The sequence below is a fragment of the Mesoflavibacter profundi genome, assembly GCF_014764305.1.
Lineage (GTDB): Bacteria > Bacteroidota > Bacteroidia > Flavobacteriales > Flavobacteriaceae > Mesoflavibacter > Mesoflavibacter profundi.
This window is the reverse complement of record NZ_CP061703.1, coordinates 2938775-2954892: the sequence shown is the minus strand read 5'-3', so window position 1 is coordinate 2954892 and position 16118 is coordinate 2938775. Positions and strand designations below refer to the sequence as shown.

Here is a 16118-nt window from a genome sequence, read left to right as displayed (position 1 = left end):
TTATCTAACGTCACTTTTTAGAATAAATTTATGAAGTAGCTTAGGGAAGAATCGTTTTAAATAGACGCCTAAAATTTCTTTTTTACCAATATAAACTTCAAACTTTTCCTTTTGTATGGCATTTACCATACGCTTACAAAATTGGGTTATAGTTAAACCGTTTTCTGTAGCTTGATCTTGTTTGTTTTGTAAACTACCATCACCTATTAATGCATTTTTAGCAATGTTTGTATTTACAAAACCTGGACATACTATGGTCACTTTAATATTGTCTTTCTGATGTTCCATACGTAACGCATCAAAAAAACCATGTAAAGCGTGTTTTGCGCCACAATAACCTGATCTGTAAGGCGAACTAAATTTTCCCATTAGACTGGTAACCACAACAAAATGGCCATTTTTATTTTTGATAAAATGTGGCAATAAGGCTTTACTTAAAGCAACAGTACCTAGATAATCAACGTCCATCAATTTTTTATCTACACTAATATCTGTATCTACAATTAATGATCGTTGACTAATACCGCCATTATTTATTAAAATATCAATATTTCCAAAGTAGTTAATTGCGGTTTTAACAACCGTTTTCAGGTTATCAATTTCGGCTAAATCAAAAGGAATAACTGCTATATTTTCAGGTGTTTTACTGGCTTGTTTTATGGCTTCTAATTTGTCATTATTTCTTGCAGAAATAATTAATTTACAATTCATTTTAGAGAAATGCTCAACTAAACCTTTTCCAATTCCGCTAGAAGCACCAGTAACCCAAATTACCTTATTGTTAAACGTCATGTTGTTTATTTTTTAACCATTGCTGTCTTAAATCGTCACTTAATATACTTGTACCATCGTGTTTCCAACCTGGTGGTTTTATTAAATAATTAAGTCTATTTTTTATTGAAATTTTTTGTCTAAAAGCATCTTTAAACATTAAATACCATTCTAAAAAAGCAACTTTTACCGGATTAAAGGTTGAAATATTACTAACAAGACCATACACAACTTTCTCGTCCTCTAATTCTTCTTGAAAAGTACCAAAAAGTTTATCCCAAATGATTAAAATACCAGCATGATTTCTATCTAAATAAATAGGATTACTTCCATGATGTACGCGATGATGTGATGGCGTATTAAAAATTGCTTCAAACCATTTGGGCATTTTATGTATAGCTTCTGTATGGATCCAAAATTGGTATAACAAACTTATAGACATTTGTAATAAAATCATTCCAGGATGAAAACCAATTAAAGGTAACCAAAGCCAAAAAATAAATGTGTAAAATCCGCCAGACCAAGTTTGTCTTAAAGCTGTACTTAAATTATACTTTTGTGAAGAATGGTGAACTACATGTGAAGCCCAAAATAACCGACATTCATGTGATACACGATGAAACCAATAATAACTAAAATCGTCTGCAAAAAAGATTAAAATAAAACTCCACCAACTTATAGGTATTGTAAATAACCTAAAATTATCATAAATAAAATAAAACGCAGCAATCACAACTGCTTTACTAAAAAAACCAAGTAAAACATTTCCAATGCCCATACTTAGTGATGTTACTGAGTCTCTTGTGTTGTAAGATTTAATATTAAATTTTATGGTATAGATAATTTCTACAACCATAGATACTATAAAAAAAGGGATTGCATATAGTATAATGTTAGGAAATTCCTGCATTTTATTTAGAGTTAGTTATGCTATAAAAATACAAAAAATATTGCCTATTTTTGATTATTACAATGAAAGCAAATTACTACAAACACATTTTAAACTTTAAAGTACCAAGTGGTACTTCTAGAGGTATTTTAAAAACCAAAGAAACTTGGTATATCACGATAACTAAGGATGATAAAAAAGGAATTGGAGAATGTGGTATTTTAAGAGGTTTAAGCGCAGACGATAGACCAGATTACGAGACGCAATTAAAATACACGTGTCAAAATATAGAAAAAGGCTTAGACGTACTTTATAAAGAAAATGAAGAATTTCCAAGCATTCAAATAGGATTAGAAATGGCTTTTAAAAGTTTAGAAGCAAATGATCCTTTTATCCTGTTTCCATCAAATTTTACAAATGGTAATGATGCAATCCCAATTAATGGATTAATTTGGATGGGTGATAAAGCCTTTATGAATCGGCAAATTAAACAAAAAATAGCTGATGGTTTTGATTGTATAAAAATGAAAATTGGCGCAATAGATTTTCAAACTGAACTAGATATTTTAAAAGGCATCAGGCAAAATTTTAGCGAAAGCGATATAGAAATTAGAGTAGATGCAAATGGTGCTTTTAGTACAGATTCTGCTTTAGAAAAACTAAAACGATTATCAGATTTTCAATTACATTCTATTGAGCAACCAATACAACCGAAGCAATGGGAAGACATGGCAAAACTTTGTGAAAATACGCCACTTCCAATTGCTTTAGATGAAGAATTAATTGGTGTTTTTAATGATGAAACAAAGCAAATACTATTAAACACTATAAATCCACAATACATAATCCTAAAGCCAAGTTTTATTGGCGGTTTTAAAGGTAGTGATACATGGATTTCTCTTGCTGAAAAACAAAATATTGGTTGGTGGATTACTAGTGCTTTAGAAAGTAATGTTGGACTAAATGGTATAGCACAATATACGTATTTAAAGCAAAATCCGATGCCACAAGGACTTGGAACAGGAAGTTTATTTACAAATAATATTACTGCACCTTTACAAGTAAAAAATGGTACATTGCAATACAATACTAACTTAAACTGGAAATTTATTTTTTAATTATGAATTATATACAACAAGCTTTTAAAGGACAACACCAATGGTGGCATTACTTAATTGGATTTGTAATCATATTAATAGCATGGCAATTTATAGGTAGTTTACCACTACTTATTGCATTAATCATGGCAATGATGAAGTCAGGAAATGGACTTCAAAATATGCCTTCAGAAATAAGTGAATTAACCAATCTTTTAGGACAAAACACGTTTTTAACGTTAATGTTAGTTTCCTTTTTAATAGGATTAATAGGTTTGTTTTTTGTGATTAAAGTAATTCATAAACAAACCATTTTATCCTTAACAACAGCAAGAGATAAAATAGATTGGAAACGTATTTGGTTTGCATTTTTCTTTTGGGGAATTATTTCTAGCGCAATGGTTGTGTTAGATTATTATTTACAACCAGAAGGCTATGTTTGGAATTTTGATTTACAAAAATTCTTGATTTTAGCAGTAATAGCAATAGTTTTATTACCATTTCAAACCAGTTTTGAAGAATATTTATTTAGAGGTTATTTAATGCAAGGAATTGGTGTAATTAGTATTAACAAAAAGTTTCCTCTATATTTTATAATTTTTACTGTTTCAATAATACTTTATTTTGTTTTAGATAATACTATAAGCTTTAGATGGTATTTTAAATTACTATATTTATTACTAACATTATTTTTAATTATTTTTTCTAATTCTAATGAAAGTTATTTAGAATCAAAAACATATAAAATGATTCATGAAAACATAGCTAGAAGATGGTTACCACTTGTAATTACTTCAGTAATTTTTGGTGTTATGCACATTGCAAATCCAGAAGTTGAGAAATTGGGCTATGTAATCATGGTATATTATATAGGTACAGGTTTTTTCTTAGGCATTATTACATTAATGGACGAAGGTATGGAACTTGCACTTGGTTTTCACGCAGCAAATAACTTGTTTACAGCATTGCTAGTAACTGCGGATTGGACAGCTTTACAAACAGATTCGGTTTTAAAAGATATTTCAGATCCAAGTGTTATGGGAATTGGCGAAATATTTGTCCCTGTTTTTATTGTATTTCCTATTCTAATTTTCATTTTTACTAAAATGTATGGTTGGAACAATTGGAAAGAAAAATTATTTGGAGATGTAAGTAATCCTATAGCTAATCAAATGCATGAATTAAGTGATGATACCAACGTTTAATAACATTCACAATCGTTTTAAATTAAACGGTACGCATTATAATTTTGAGGATTTAAAAGAAGTTGCTTACAGTTTAGTTAAAGAAGGTCAACCTTTTGAAAAAGAAATAGGCCAATTCCTTCTAGATTGGCAAGATCAAAATGATTTTATCATTGTTAAAACTTCAGGTAGTACAGGTCAGCCAAAAGCGATTAAAATCAACAAACAAGCAATGGTACATTCTGCTATTGCAACAGGAGATTTTTTTAGTTTAGAACCAGGTAACACAGCGTTATTGTGTCTTCCTGCAAATTACATAGCAGGAAAAATGATGCTAGTCCGTGCGCTAATTTTAGGTTTAGAAATTGAAGTTATAGAACCAAAAACAAATCCAATTTTTGATAACGAAGTACACTACGATTTTTGTGCAATGATACCTATTCAAGTACAAAAAGCCATACAAAGATTAGATCATATTAACACGTTAATAATTGGTGGCGCTTCGGTAAATTATCAATTAAAAGAAAAGCTTCAAAATTTAAAAGTGAATGCTTATGAAACTTATGGTATGACCGAAACCATAACGCATATTGCAGTAAAAAAGCTAAATAACTTCAATGCAGATAACGATTGTAGTACAGTTGAAACGTCTTATTTTGAGACCTTACCAAACATCAAAATTTCACAAAATAAATCCCAATGTTTAGTCATTGATGCGCCAAATATTTTAGAGGAAACCATAGAAACAAACGATGTTGTAAAATTACATTCTGCAACTACTTTTGAATGGTTAGGACGTAAAGATAATGTGATTAATTCTGGTGGCGTTAAATTGTTTCCGGAACAAATTGAAACTAAATTACATTCTCAAATAGCTTCACGTTTTTTTATTTCAAAAGAAAACAATGATAAGTTTGGAGAGCAAGTGATACTTGTTGTAGAAGATAAAGATTTCAACTTAAAACCTTCAGATTTAAAAGGGTTATCTAAGTTAGAAGAACCTAAAAATATCTACACTATAGATAAATTTATAGAAACATCTTCAGGAAAAGTAAACAGAGGTAAAACATTACAACTATTTCAAAAGTAGACTTCACTCAACAAAAAACACACTTTACTCAATACTAGTTTTATACATTTTGGTTTGGTTATAGTTTAGTTATAAATTCTAAACCATCATATTATGAAACTATTTTTAAAAACAATATTTGTACTATTTGCAATGGTACAAATGCATGCACAAGAACAAACAATAAGCGGTGTTGTCTCAGATGAGAATGGGTTACCATTACCATCTGCAACCGTATTAGTAAAAGGAACAAAAAACGGTACTCAAACCGATTTTGATGGAAAATACACTATCAAAGCACAACTAGGAGACATTTTAGTTTTTAGTTATGTAGGCTATGCAACAAAAGCAGTTACAGTTGGTGCAACTAATAAAATTAATGTGAGTTTAGTGCCAGATAATAATTTAGATGAAGTTGTTGTAATTGGTTATGGTACAACTAGACATCGTGTAAAAAAAGAAAGAATTAAAAATGCTAGTCAATTAATTAGTAACAAACAGCAAGAATCTTCAAATGTCACTCAAGCTTTAAGTGGACAAGTTGCAGGTGTAGCTGTAATAAATTCTACTGGACAGCCTGGTAATACAGCTAATATTAGAATTAGAGGTTATAATTCAATTAATAATAACGAACCTTTATACATAATTGACGGAAAAATTTCTAGTAAAGAGGAATTAAATGCTATTAAAGCGAGAAAAGTATCAGAAGTCAAAGTTGCTAAAACTTTTGTTGGTCAAACACTTTATGGAGACAAAGGAAAATATGGAGTAGTTTTCGTAAAAACTAAGAATAGCAATTATATTCTACCAGATTTAGAGAGTATTGAAAACGAATCCTACACAAAAATTCACGAAAACAAGTTTAAAACTGTAAGTACTTCGCCATTATCAACATTTTCAATAGATGTAGATAAAGCAGGTTATAGCAATGTAAGACGCTTAATTAATAATGGTCAATTTGTACCAGCAAATGCTGTAAAAATAGAAGAAATGATTAATTATTTCAATTATAATTATTCGCAACCAAAAGACGAACATCCATTTTCAATTCATACAGAAGTGGCGAAAACACCATGGAATCAAGACACAAAATTGGTTAAAATTGGATTACAAGGTAAAATATATGAAAACGAAAACTTACCAGCAGCCAATCTTACATTTTTAATTGATGTATCTGGATCTATGGGAAGTCCAAATAAGCTAGGATTATTAAAACAAGCATTTAAATTATTAGTAAATCAGCTTAGAGAAAAAGACAAAGTATCTATCGTGGTTTATGCTGGTGCAGCAGGAGTTGTTTTAAAACCAACATCTGGCAAACACAAAAATAAAATTATCAAAGCATTAGATAATTTAGAATCTGGCGGATCTACAGCTGGCGGCGCAGGTATACAGTTAGCATACAAATTGGCACAAGAAAACTTCAATAAAAAAGAAAATAACAGAGTGATTTTAGCAACCGATGGTGATTTTAATGTTGGCGCATCTTCAGATCAAGATATGGAAGATTTAATCACTGAAAAACGTAAATCTGGCGTATTTCTTTCAGTTTTAGGCTTTGGATATGGAAATTACAAAGATTCTAAATTAGAAACTTTAGCCGATAAAGGTAACGGTAATCACGCTTACATAGATACAATGCAAGAAGCTAGACGTATTTTTGAAAGTGAATTTGGCGGAACGTTATTTACCATTGCAAAAGATGTAAAATTACAAGTAGAATTTAACCCAAATAAAGTACAAGCCTACCGTTTAATTGGTTACGAAAATAGATTATTAGCAGACGAAGATTTTATTGATGATACTAAAGATGCAGGCGAATTAGGCGCAGGACATACCGTAACAGCACTTTACGAAGTGATTCCTATTGGTGTAAAAAGTGAATTTATAAAAGATGAAATTGATTTAAAATACACAGACAAAAAAGCGAATAACAATTATTCTGACGAGTTATTTACAGTAAAATTCAGATACAAAAAACCAGACGAAGACACGAGCATAGAAATGGTTCATGTTCAAAAAGATGAAACAACAGAAGCTTCCGAAAACATGAATTTTGCTAGTGCAGTTGCTTTATTTGGTATGCAATTAAGACAATCTCAGTTTTACAATAACGCATCTCAAGAATTAGTGATTCAATTAGCAGAAAAGGGAAGAGGCGAAGATAAAAACGGTTATCGTGCAGAATTTATTAGACTCGCAAAAACACAAACATTTTAATTAATTGTATAATGAATTTAGAACTAGATTGTATTTTTAATTTTTAATCATTTATTTTTATGGTCTAACTAAAAATACAATCTATGAGTTCTAAATTTTACGATTTTAAAAACTTAAAAGGAGATTTAACTGGCGGATTAGTGGCTGGTGTTGTTGCTTTACCTTTAGCATTAGCATTTGGTGTACAATCTGGTTTAGGTGCAATTGCAGGACTTTATGGCGCAATAGCTGTTGGTATTTTTGCTGCTATTTTTGGTGGTACAGCTACACAAGCAAGTGGACCAACTGGTCCAATGACGGTTGTTTCTGCAGCATTAGTAGCTGCTTCCATAGAAATTACTGGTAGTTTGGAAGCTGCAATGCCAATCATTATTCTTACGTTTTTATTAGGTGGAATTTTTCAGATTGTTTTTGGATTTTTAAATATTGCAGGTTACGTTAAATACTTTCCATATCCTGTAGTTTCTGGATTTATGAGTGGCGTAGGATTAATAATAATTATCCTTCAGTTGTTTCCATTTGTTGGTTTAAGTTCAGCTAAATCTACATGGTTAGTGATGCAGGATTTACCTAGATTGTTTTCAGATTTTAATTGGCAAGCATTAGTTTTAGGTGTCATAACAATTATTGTTTATTTTGTTTTTCCGTATATAACAAAAGCGATTCCTAGTGCTTTGGTTGCTTTAATTTTTTCATCTGTATTATCATTTTTATTAAAATGGGACGTACCAATTATTGGCGAAATTCCTTCAGGTTTACCAAGTTTACAAGTTTCTGGATTGTTTTCTGTAGATGCTAGTGCTTACGCTTTAGTGTTAGAATACGCTTTGGTTTTAGCTGTTTTAGGCTCGATAGATTCGTTATTAACTTCGGTTATCGCAGATAATATGACTAAAACAAAACACAATAGTAATCGCGAATTAATTGGTCAAGGTATAGGAAATGCAATTGCTGCAATTTTTGGTGGTATTCCTGGTGCTGGCGCAACCAAAGGAACAGTGATAAACATAAATTCTGGCGGACGTACAAGATTATCTGGCGCAACACATGGGTTGTTTTTATTAGCGGTTTTACTTGGTTTAGGTAAGTTAGCGGCGTTTATTCCATTATCGGTTTTAGCTGGATTATTAATTCCAATTGCGTTTAAAATTATAGATGTTAAAGGCTTAAAGCATTTACTAGTTGTACCAAGAGCAGATGCTGTAGTTTTAATAATTGTTTTATTAATTACCACATTTGGTAGTTTAATACAAGCAGTAGGAATTGGGTTATTATTAGCCTCTTTATTATTTATGAAACGCGCTAGTGATATTGGTGAAAAAGGTATGGAAGTTGGTACTTTGGCTGGTTTTGATGGCGAAAAACCTTGGCAAGATGAAAAAGAATTTTACGAAGCGCATAAGGACAAAGTATATATCAAACACCTTTACGGACCGTTATTTTTTGGATTTACCTCTCATTTTCAAGATGAAATTGCAAATATACCAGAGCAAGTAAAGGCATTAATTATTAGGTTAGATCGTGTACCATATATTGACCAATCTGGTTTATATGCTTTAGAAAATGCAGTCTTAGATTTAGAACAACGTGGTATACAAGTACTTTTAACCGCTGTACAAGAACAACCTAAAGACAAATTAATATCAATAGATATTGTACCAGATTTAATATCTGAAGCACATATTTTTGATACTATAGAAGATGCTTACGCGTATTTAAGAACGCATTTTAAATTATAGCAGTTTACAGTCTGTCTTTGTAGACTAAATCTTCGTTTAGATTGTAAGCTCTCCAAAGTCCGACTTGTTTGTCTTTTCGGTATTTACCGCTAATTTTTAAAATCCCGTTTGGATAAAATTCTTGGTATTTACCGTGTTTTAAACCGTCTTTAAGTTCGACTACAATGTGTGGTTTTCCGTTAGTGTAGTTTTTGGTGAATGTTTTTGCAGTTAAGTCTGTTGGATATAATTCAGCAACATTAAATACAGTGTTTTTATCTAAATTTTCTTCGGTAATTTCTATAGAATAAGATGAAGTATATTGCTTTTCTTCTTTAAAAATGAAATTGTTTTTCACAGATTCTAAGTCATCGTATTGCATAACAATTTTACTGCTGAAAAACTTGTTTTCTGGTGTTAATTGTAATCCAATTTGAGGAAAACAAATAAAGTAATCTTTATTCGCTTTTAGTTGTTTTTTTGTGTCATTATCTACAAATTGGTAAGCCGAATTATATAAACTTGGCGTATTGATGTAGGTAAATACACTTGATCTGTTTTCAAACCGATCTTCAAAGTCTTTAAAAGCTTCAAAATTAGAAAGTGTTTCTTTATCAATGTAAGTGTTTATAATACTTTTAAGCGTGTTTGGATGATTGCTAAATACGACATAATCATCAATTATAGTGAAGTAAGGCTTTTCAATATCTTCAAATAATCCGCCTAAAAACAGTTTAAAAAAGCCTTTAATTTGCATGAAATTAATAGCGTAACCTTTATAGTTTATTTCCTTAAATTTTACAGGACTTCTTTTTCTGATTTGCTCTAAAACAAAGCCTAAATTTTCTTTTGCATCATCTTTATATTTCGCCTTTAAAACCAAAGCGACATCTTGTTTAGATTGCGAAACCGACGAATGTAATTGAAGTAATGCTACTTCGTCATCAACCCAATTTATAAAGTGTCTTTTAATGTTTATTTTAAGGAAGTTTTCGACTTGCTCGATACCTTCGGTATAAGTTTTAAATTGCTCTGGATTTTCTTTTTGAAGTGCCTCAAAATTCTGATAAAATTCAGAAAAACGACTGAAACCAAAGCTAAGATATAACGCGGTTTGTTTTGGCGCTATTTCGGTAATACTACGTCCGCCTTTACCTGATTTTTGTAAGGCTTTAAGGTAGATACCAGCATTTGGATTTACATTTGTAATTCCGTTTGCGGTAATGATATTTTTATTTAAATCGAAACTAAAGCCACTAAACGCTAAACTGTTACTAATTGATTTGGTTAGTGTGTTGGGTTTATTGGAGAATACTTTGACAAATTCATCTAAATAATCATATTGAAAATATAGACGAAACATATCATCACCGTCGACTTCTTTTTTAACCTCTAAAAAATTAAGATTTCTACCAATTTCTGGCTCTAAATATTGATCAATAGAGGCTTCTACTAACGTGTGCACGTAGGACGCAATCATTTGATTTTTTATAAAGCTTATGTATAGCGTTTCACGTGTTTTGTTATCGTAAACTTCAGTGATTTCATGAGTTTTATAATCTCGTTTACTCACTTTATAATTGTTGTTTACAACAGTGTTTAAATGCGACTTTAATACATTTAATCGTGATAGTTTTTGAAGGTCTACAACATAAAAAAAGCCATACTTTTTTGGCGCATACACGTGAGCAGAAACCAAAACATCTCTGTTGCCAATTCGATTAAAAACCGATTCTTTTTCCTTAAAAATAGAATCGAGTTTATTAAGATTTTTAGCAAGCGTGTTAAAATAGTCGTTAGTGTTTAGATGTTGCCAAATTTCACTTTTACTAATCGTAGCCCAATTATCTACAGGTTGATCGGTTTCGATAACATAAACCGCATCTTTCGGTACCAAATATATGGATTGAATGTTATCGTTTGTAGCAAAATAAAACACATAAACTTGATACAAACAAAAAGCTATAAACAATACGCCTAAAGCAGATAAAATGGGACGTTTTTTCATTAATTAAACTTGTAAAACACCCATATTAAAAGGTTTTTCGATAGGCGAGTGGTTAGCGGCTTCAATACCCATACTTATCCATGTTCTTGTATCTAATGGATCTATAACTGCATCTGTCCAAATTCGTGCTGCAGCGTAATAAGGTGATACTTGATTGTCGTATCTCGCTTTTATTTTATTAAATAATTCTTCTTCTTTTTCTTTAGTAATCTCTTCGCCTTTTTTCTTTAGAGAAGCTGTTTCAATTTGTAATAAAACTTTTGCAGCGCTATTACCACTCATAACAGCTAACTCTGCACTTGGCCAAGCAGCGATTAATGTAGGATCATAAGCTTTACCGCACATAGCGTAGTTACCAGCACCATAACTATTACCAACAACAATTGTAAATTTTGGAACAACAGAATTACTAACTGCATTAACCATTTTGGCACCATCTTTTATAATTCCAGAGTGTTCACTTTTGCTACCAACCATAAAACCAGTAACGTCTTGTAAAAACACTAACGGAATTTTTTTCTGGTTACAATTAGCTATAAATCTAGTTGCTTTATCTGCGCTATCATTATAAATTACTCCTCCAAATTGCATTTCGGTTGGTTTGGTTTTAGAGCCTTTAGTTTTAACTAAAGTACGTTGGTTGGCTACAATACCTACAGCCCAACCATCAATACGAGCGTAAGCAGTTATAATGGTTTGTCCGTAACCTTCTTTATATTCATCAAATTCAGAATTATCTACTAATCGTTTGATAATTTCTTTCATATCATATTGATCAGCTCGAGATCTAGGTAAAATCCCATAAATATCTTCAGGATTTTCTTTTGGTTTCTTAGCATCAACACGGTTATAACCAGCTTTATCATAGTCACCAATTTTATCTACAATTCGCTTGATTTTATCTAAAGCATCTTTATCGTCTGCAGCTTTATAGTCGGTAACGCCACTAATTTCGCAATGTGTAGTTGCGCCTCCAAGAGTTTCGTTATCTATACTTTCGCCAATTGCAGCTTTTACTAAATAACTACCAGCAAGAAATATACTTCCGGTTTTGTCTACAATTAGCGCTTCGTCACTCATAATAGGTAAGTAAGCGCCACCAGCAACACAACTTCCCATAACAGCAGCAATTTGTGTAATTCCCATACTACTCATAACCGCATTGTTTCTAAAGATGCGTCCAAAATGTTCTTTATCTGGGAAAATTTCGTCTTGCATAGGTAAATAAACACCAGCAGAATCTACAAGGTAGATGATAGGTAATCGGTTTTCTATAGCAATTTCTTGTGCACGTAAGTTTTTCTTTCCAGTAATTGGGAACCATGCACCAGCTTTAACTGTAGCATCATTAGCAACAACAATACATTGTTTACCACTTATATAACCTATTTTTACAACAACGCCACCAGAAGGACAACCACCATGTTCTTCGTACATATCTTCTCCTGCAAATGCACCAATTTCAATAGATTTTCTTTTGCTATCTAATAGATAATCAATACGTTCTCTTGCTGTAAGTTTGCCTTTTTCATGATGTTTAGCAATACGTTTTTCTCCGCCACCAAGTTTAACTTTCGCTAGTTTTTTCTTTAATTCTGATACTAATAATTTATTGTGATCTTCGTTTTTATTGAAGTTTAAATCCATATGCTTTCATTTTTTCACGAATTTACAAAAAGTAAATGCTTTTTTAAACAGAAAATTATATATCCGTTAATTATTTCTTAAAATACAAACATTGTAATTATATTCCTTGGAATATAAATTTAATTATCATAATTTTGAAGTAAATAAAAATAGCTATGAAAAAGATAATTGCATTTGCAGGAAGTGACAGTAAAACTTCGATTAATAAACAACTAGTCACTTATGCAACAACCTATATTAAAGATGTAGAAGTTTTAATTTTAAATCTTAACGATTACCCTTTACCAACTTACAGTGTAAATGTTGAAACCGAATCTGGTTTTCCAGAAAATGCCAAATTGTTTTTAGAGCAGTTAAAAAGCGCCGATGGTTTTGTGATCTCTTTAGCAGAACATAATAATGCGTATACAGCAGTATTTAAAAGCTTAATGGATTGGTTATCAAGATTAGAATTGAAGTTTTTTTATAATAAACCCATGTTGTTAATGAGTACTTCTCCTGGAGAAAGAGCTGCTAAGTCTGCATTTGATATGGGATATGATAGGTTTCCGCGTCATGATGCTCAAATAGTTTCAACGTTTAATTTGCCTTCATTTAATGATAATTTTAAAAATGGTGAAGTAGTGGATGAGCAATTAAATACAAAGTTAATCGAAGCCGTTACGACTTTTAATTCACACTTAAATTAATAATTATGACAAATTTTTCAGATGTTATAAAGTCTTCTTTTGCTAATCATAAAGTAAAAGCAATGCTTAATATTTTATATACAGCAAACTGGATTTCAAGTCATCAAAACGAGTTTTTTAAGCAATATGGTCTTTCGCCTCAACAATACAATATTTTAAGAATATTAAGAGGCGCTAAAGAACCAATAAAAGTGCAAACCATTAAAGAACGCATGGTAGAACGTGCACCAAATTTAACACGTTTAACAGATAAATTGTGTGACAAAAATTTGATCGAACGTATTCCATTTGCAGACGATAGAAGAGTCGTTTTAATCACAATTACAGAAGCAGGTTTAAAACTTTTAGAGAGTATAACAACAGAAAATCCAGTCACGCATCTTTTAGATAATTTAAACGAAAAAGAAGCTTTAGAATTAAGTGACTTACTAGATAAATTAAGAGGTTAAAAAGAAATAGAAAAAGAAATGAAAACAATAGTACATAAAGCAAACGAAAGAGGTTTTGCAAATCACGGTTGGTTACAAGCTAATCATAGTTTTAGTTTTGCAAACTTTTTTAATCCAGAAAAAGTACAATTTGGCGCATTACGTGTTTTAAATGACGATATAATTGCACCAAGCATGGGATTTAGTACACATCCGCATGATAATATGGAAATTATTACTATTCCTTTAAAAGGAACTTTAAAACATAAAGATTCTATGGGAAATACATGGGAAATGGTAGAAGCAGGTGAAGTGCAAGTCATGAGCGCTGGAAGTGGTGTACAACACTCAGAAATGAATGCTAAAACAGATGAGTATTTAAATTTATTTCAGATTTGGATATTTCCTGATAAGAAAAATGTAACTCCGCGTTACGACCAGAAACATTTTAATGCAGAAGATAGACAAGGCAAATTACAAACGTTAGTATCGTCTATAGATAATGAAGATGAAGGTTTAAAAATTCATCAAAATGCTAAATTATCAAGAATTGATTTATCAAAAGACCAATCGTTTTCTTATAACATGATTAGTGAGAATCATGGTGTTTATATTATGAACATTTCTGGACATGTTTCAGTAGAAAATAATCAACTAGAGTCAAGAGATGCAATTGGAATTTACGATACTAAAGTATTTACATTAAAAACAAACGAGGATACACAATTGTTATTTATAGAAGTTCCTATGCGTTAAATAATTTATATGAAAATAAAAAAAGCACTCAAATTATGAGTGCTTTTTTTTATTTATGTTTTCTTAATAAAATAATAATCAAAGCTATTAAAACACCAATAGTAGCCATTCCAGCACCAACCCAATCTGCAGAGGTAAATCCATATCCCATAGCTATAGGTATTCCAGCAAAAAATGCACCAGAAGCATTTCCAATATTAAATGCACTTTGATTTAATGAAGAACCAAGAGTTTCTGAGCCTTTAGAAGCTTTAATAATTAATAATTGAATAGGTGTAGAGATAGAAAAAGATACAACACCAATTATAAAGGTCATTACTAGAACTAATATTTTATCATGAGCAGCAAACGTATTTAAAGCTAAACATATAGCCATGACAATTAACACTATAGTTACCGCATAAAGCGAAGAGTATTTTTCTGTTAATTTAGCGCCTAAGAAGTTACCTATTACCATACCTAAACCTGCTAAAACCATTGCATAAGACACCATTTGTTCTGTGTGACCAGCAACATCTGTAATTAATGGTGCGATGTAACTATACCATGCAAAAAATCCACCAGTTCCAATGGTTGTCAATAATATAATTAGCCATAATTCAACCCTTTTAAAGATTTTAAATTCACTTAAAAAGTTAGATTCTGAAGATTGTTGTAATAATGGCATCCAAAATTTAACACCTAAAACAGCCATTACACCAACAACACCAACCATTAAAAAAGACACATTCCAGCTAAAATGTTTACCTAAATATGTCCCTAATGGTACACCTAAAAGGTTAGCAAAGGTTAATCCGCTAAACATTATGGCAATGCCTTGAGCTTCTTTACCAGGTTTTGATAATTTACCAGCAACAACAGCACCAATACCAAAAAACGCACCATGTGGTAATCCAGATAAAAAGCGTAATGTTATAAATGAATAATAACCAGTAGCAAAAGCAGAAAGCGTATTAAAAACAGTAAACCAAAGCATAAGTCCAAATAGGACTTTATTTGCTGGATATTTACTACCAAAGCCTGTAAGTGTTGGCGCACCAACAACAACACCTAAAGCGTAAGCAGATATAAAATGTCCAGCAACTGGAATTGTAACATCAAATGCATTTGCAACATCTGGTAAAATTCCCATAATCACAAATTCTGTTAATCCAATTCCAAATCCGCCAATAGCTAAAGAAAGTAAAGCTTTATTCATAATTAATTTTAAATTAAATCAAGCTACAAATGTAAGAGCAAATCAAAATTATAAAGTATAATTTAGCTATAATAAAATGTTAATTGTAAACTTGATAAAATTTAAGTGTGTTCTTTACATTTTTAAGAATTATATCTGTTTATTGTACTATAAACAACAGTAAAAATATAAGAATTTAATATAAAACAATTTGATTTCACTTTGTAATATGTCAAAATACACGATATTTGTGTTTCCTTAACTTTAAAACAGAACTTAAAATGGCAATGAATAAAAATACAGTCTTAGCTTGGGCAACATTTATAATGATAATTGTAGGTTTAGCATTAATAGCACTTGGTGCTTTTAGATATGATGATGTAGCCGGATGGGGATTTGCTTCTGTAGGGATTGGTTTTTTTGCAATAGCATGGGTGTTTAACGCGTTAAAAGGACGCGTTTAAA

14 protein-coding genes are annotated in these 16118 nt (G+C 31.0%); 9 read left to right on the top strand and 5 right to left on the bottom strand.

What is annotated here, in order from left to right:
- A complete protein-coding gene (locus IFB02_RS13255) occupies positions 1–792 on the bottom strand; it encodes an SDR family oxidoreductase (protein ID WP_191072860.1) in 792 nt (263 codons plus the stop codon).
- The gene (locus tag IFB02_RS13250; RefSeq protein ID WP_191072859.1) at positions 782–1681 is read right to left on the bottom strand and encodes a sterol desaturase family protein; all 900 of its coding nucleotides are present in this window, start codon (positions 1679–1681) and stop codon (positions 782–784) included. The genes IFB02_RS13255 and IFB02_RS13250 overlap by 11 nt, the downstream gene beginning before the upstream one ends.
- Before the next feature lie 62 nt (positions 1682–1743).
- Between IFB02_RS13250 and IFB02_RS13245 the strand changes: the two genes are divergently transcribed.
- The 5 genes from IFB02_RS13245 to IFB02_RS13225 all read left to right on the top strand — a co-directional run bounded on the left by IFB02_RS13245 (position 1744) and on the right by IFB02_RS13225 (position 8969).
- On the top strand, positions 1744–2778 hold the full coding sequence (locus IFB02_RS13245) for an o-succinylbenzoate synthase (protein WP_191072858.1): 1035 nt from the start codon (positions 1744–1746) through the stop codon (positions 2776–2778).
- Positions 2779–2780: 2 nt separating this feature from the next.
- Complete coding sequence (locus IFB02_RS13240) at positions 2781–3962, top strand: CPBP family glutamic-type intramembrane protease (RefSeq protein ID WP_223878848.1); 1182 nt, start codon at positions 2781–2783, stop codon at positions 3960–3962.
- Positions 3946–5031 carry an AMP-binding protein gene (locus IFB02_RS13235; protein ID WP_191072857.1) on the top strand — a complete coding sequence of 362 codons (1086 nt, stop codon included), beginning with the start codon at positions 3946–3948 and terminating at the stop codon, positions 5029–5031. Before IFB02_RS13240 ends, IFB02_RS13235 begins: the two co-directional genes overlap by 17 nt.
- 93 nt (positions 5032–5124) lie before the next feature.
- Positions 5125–7230: a VWA domain-containing protein gene (locus IFB02_RS13230; RefSeq protein WP_191072856.1), complete on the top strand. Its 2106-nt coding sequence runs from the start codon at positions 5125–5127 to the stop codon at positions 7228–7230.
- Between the two features lie 83 nt (positions 7231–7313).
- Entirely contained in the window at positions 7314–8969 is a 1656-nt protein-coding gene (locus tag IFB02_RS13225) for a SulP family inorganic anion transporter (RefSeq protein WP_191072855.1), read from the top strand.
- 4 nt (positions 8970–8973) lie between these two features.
- Here the strand turns inward: IFB02_RS13225 and IFB02_RS13220 are convergent, their stop codons facing one another.
- Both IFB02_RS13220 and IFB02_RS13215 read right to left on the bottom strand, forming a co-directional pair.
- Positions 8974–10956 (bottom strand): DUF3352 domain-containing protein, encoded by a 1983-nt coding sequence (locus IFB02_RS13220; RefSeq protein ID WP_106688842.1) that lies wholly within the window; start codon positions 10954–10956, stop codon positions 8974–8976.
- Positions 10957–10959: 3 nt separating this feature from the next.
- Positions 10960–12603, bottom strand: a complete 1644-nt coding sequence (locus IFB02_RS13215) for an acyl-CoA carboxylase subunit beta (RefSeq protein WP_191072854.1) — start codon at positions 12601–12603, stop codon at positions 10960–10962.
- A 155-nt stretch (positions 12604–12758) separates the two neighbouring features.
- Here IFB02_RS13215 and IFB02_RS13210 point away from each other — a divergent pair, with 155 nt between their 5' ends.
- The 3 genes from IFB02_RS13210 to IFB02_RS13200 are packed head-to-tail and all read left to right on the top strand — an operon-like array spanning position 12759 to position 14476.
- Positions 12759–13292 (top strand): NADPH-dependent FMN reductase, encoded by a 534-nt coding sequence (locus tag IFB02_RS13210; protein WP_191072853.1) that lies wholly within the window; start codon positions 12759–12761, stop codon positions 13290–13292.
- 5 nt (positions 13293–13297) lie between these two features.
- Entirely contained in the window at positions 13298–13741 is a 444-nt protein-coding gene (locus tag IFB02_RS13205; protein WP_191072852.1) for a MarR family winged helix-turn-helix transcriptional regulator, read from the top strand.
- Between the two features lie 18 nt (positions 13742–13759).
- Positions 13760–14476, top strand: a complete 717-nt coding sequence (locus IFB02_RS13200) for a pirin family protein (RefSeq protein ID WP_191072851.1) — start codon at positions 13760–13762, stop codon at positions 14474–14476.
- Between the two features lie 49 nt (positions 14477–14525).
- On the opposite strand, the gene IFB02_RS13195 is transcribed toward IFB02_RS13200, so the two are convergent.
- The gene (locus tag IFB02_RS13195) at positions 14526–15674 is read right to left on the bottom strand and encodes an MFS transporter (protein WP_106688837.1); all 1149 of its coding nucleotides are present in this window, start codon (positions 15672–15674) and stop codon (positions 14526–14528) included.
- Between the two features lie 260 nt (positions 15675–15934).
- Here IFB02_RS13195 and IFB02_RS13190 point away from each other — a divergent pair, with 260 nt between their 5' ends.
- On the top strand, positions 15935–16117 hold the full coding sequence (locus IFB02_RS13190) for a CAL67264 family membrane protein (protein ID WP_106688836.1): 183 nt from the start codon (positions 15935–15937) through the stop codon (positions 16115–16117).
- Position 16118: the final 1 nt, after the last annotated feature.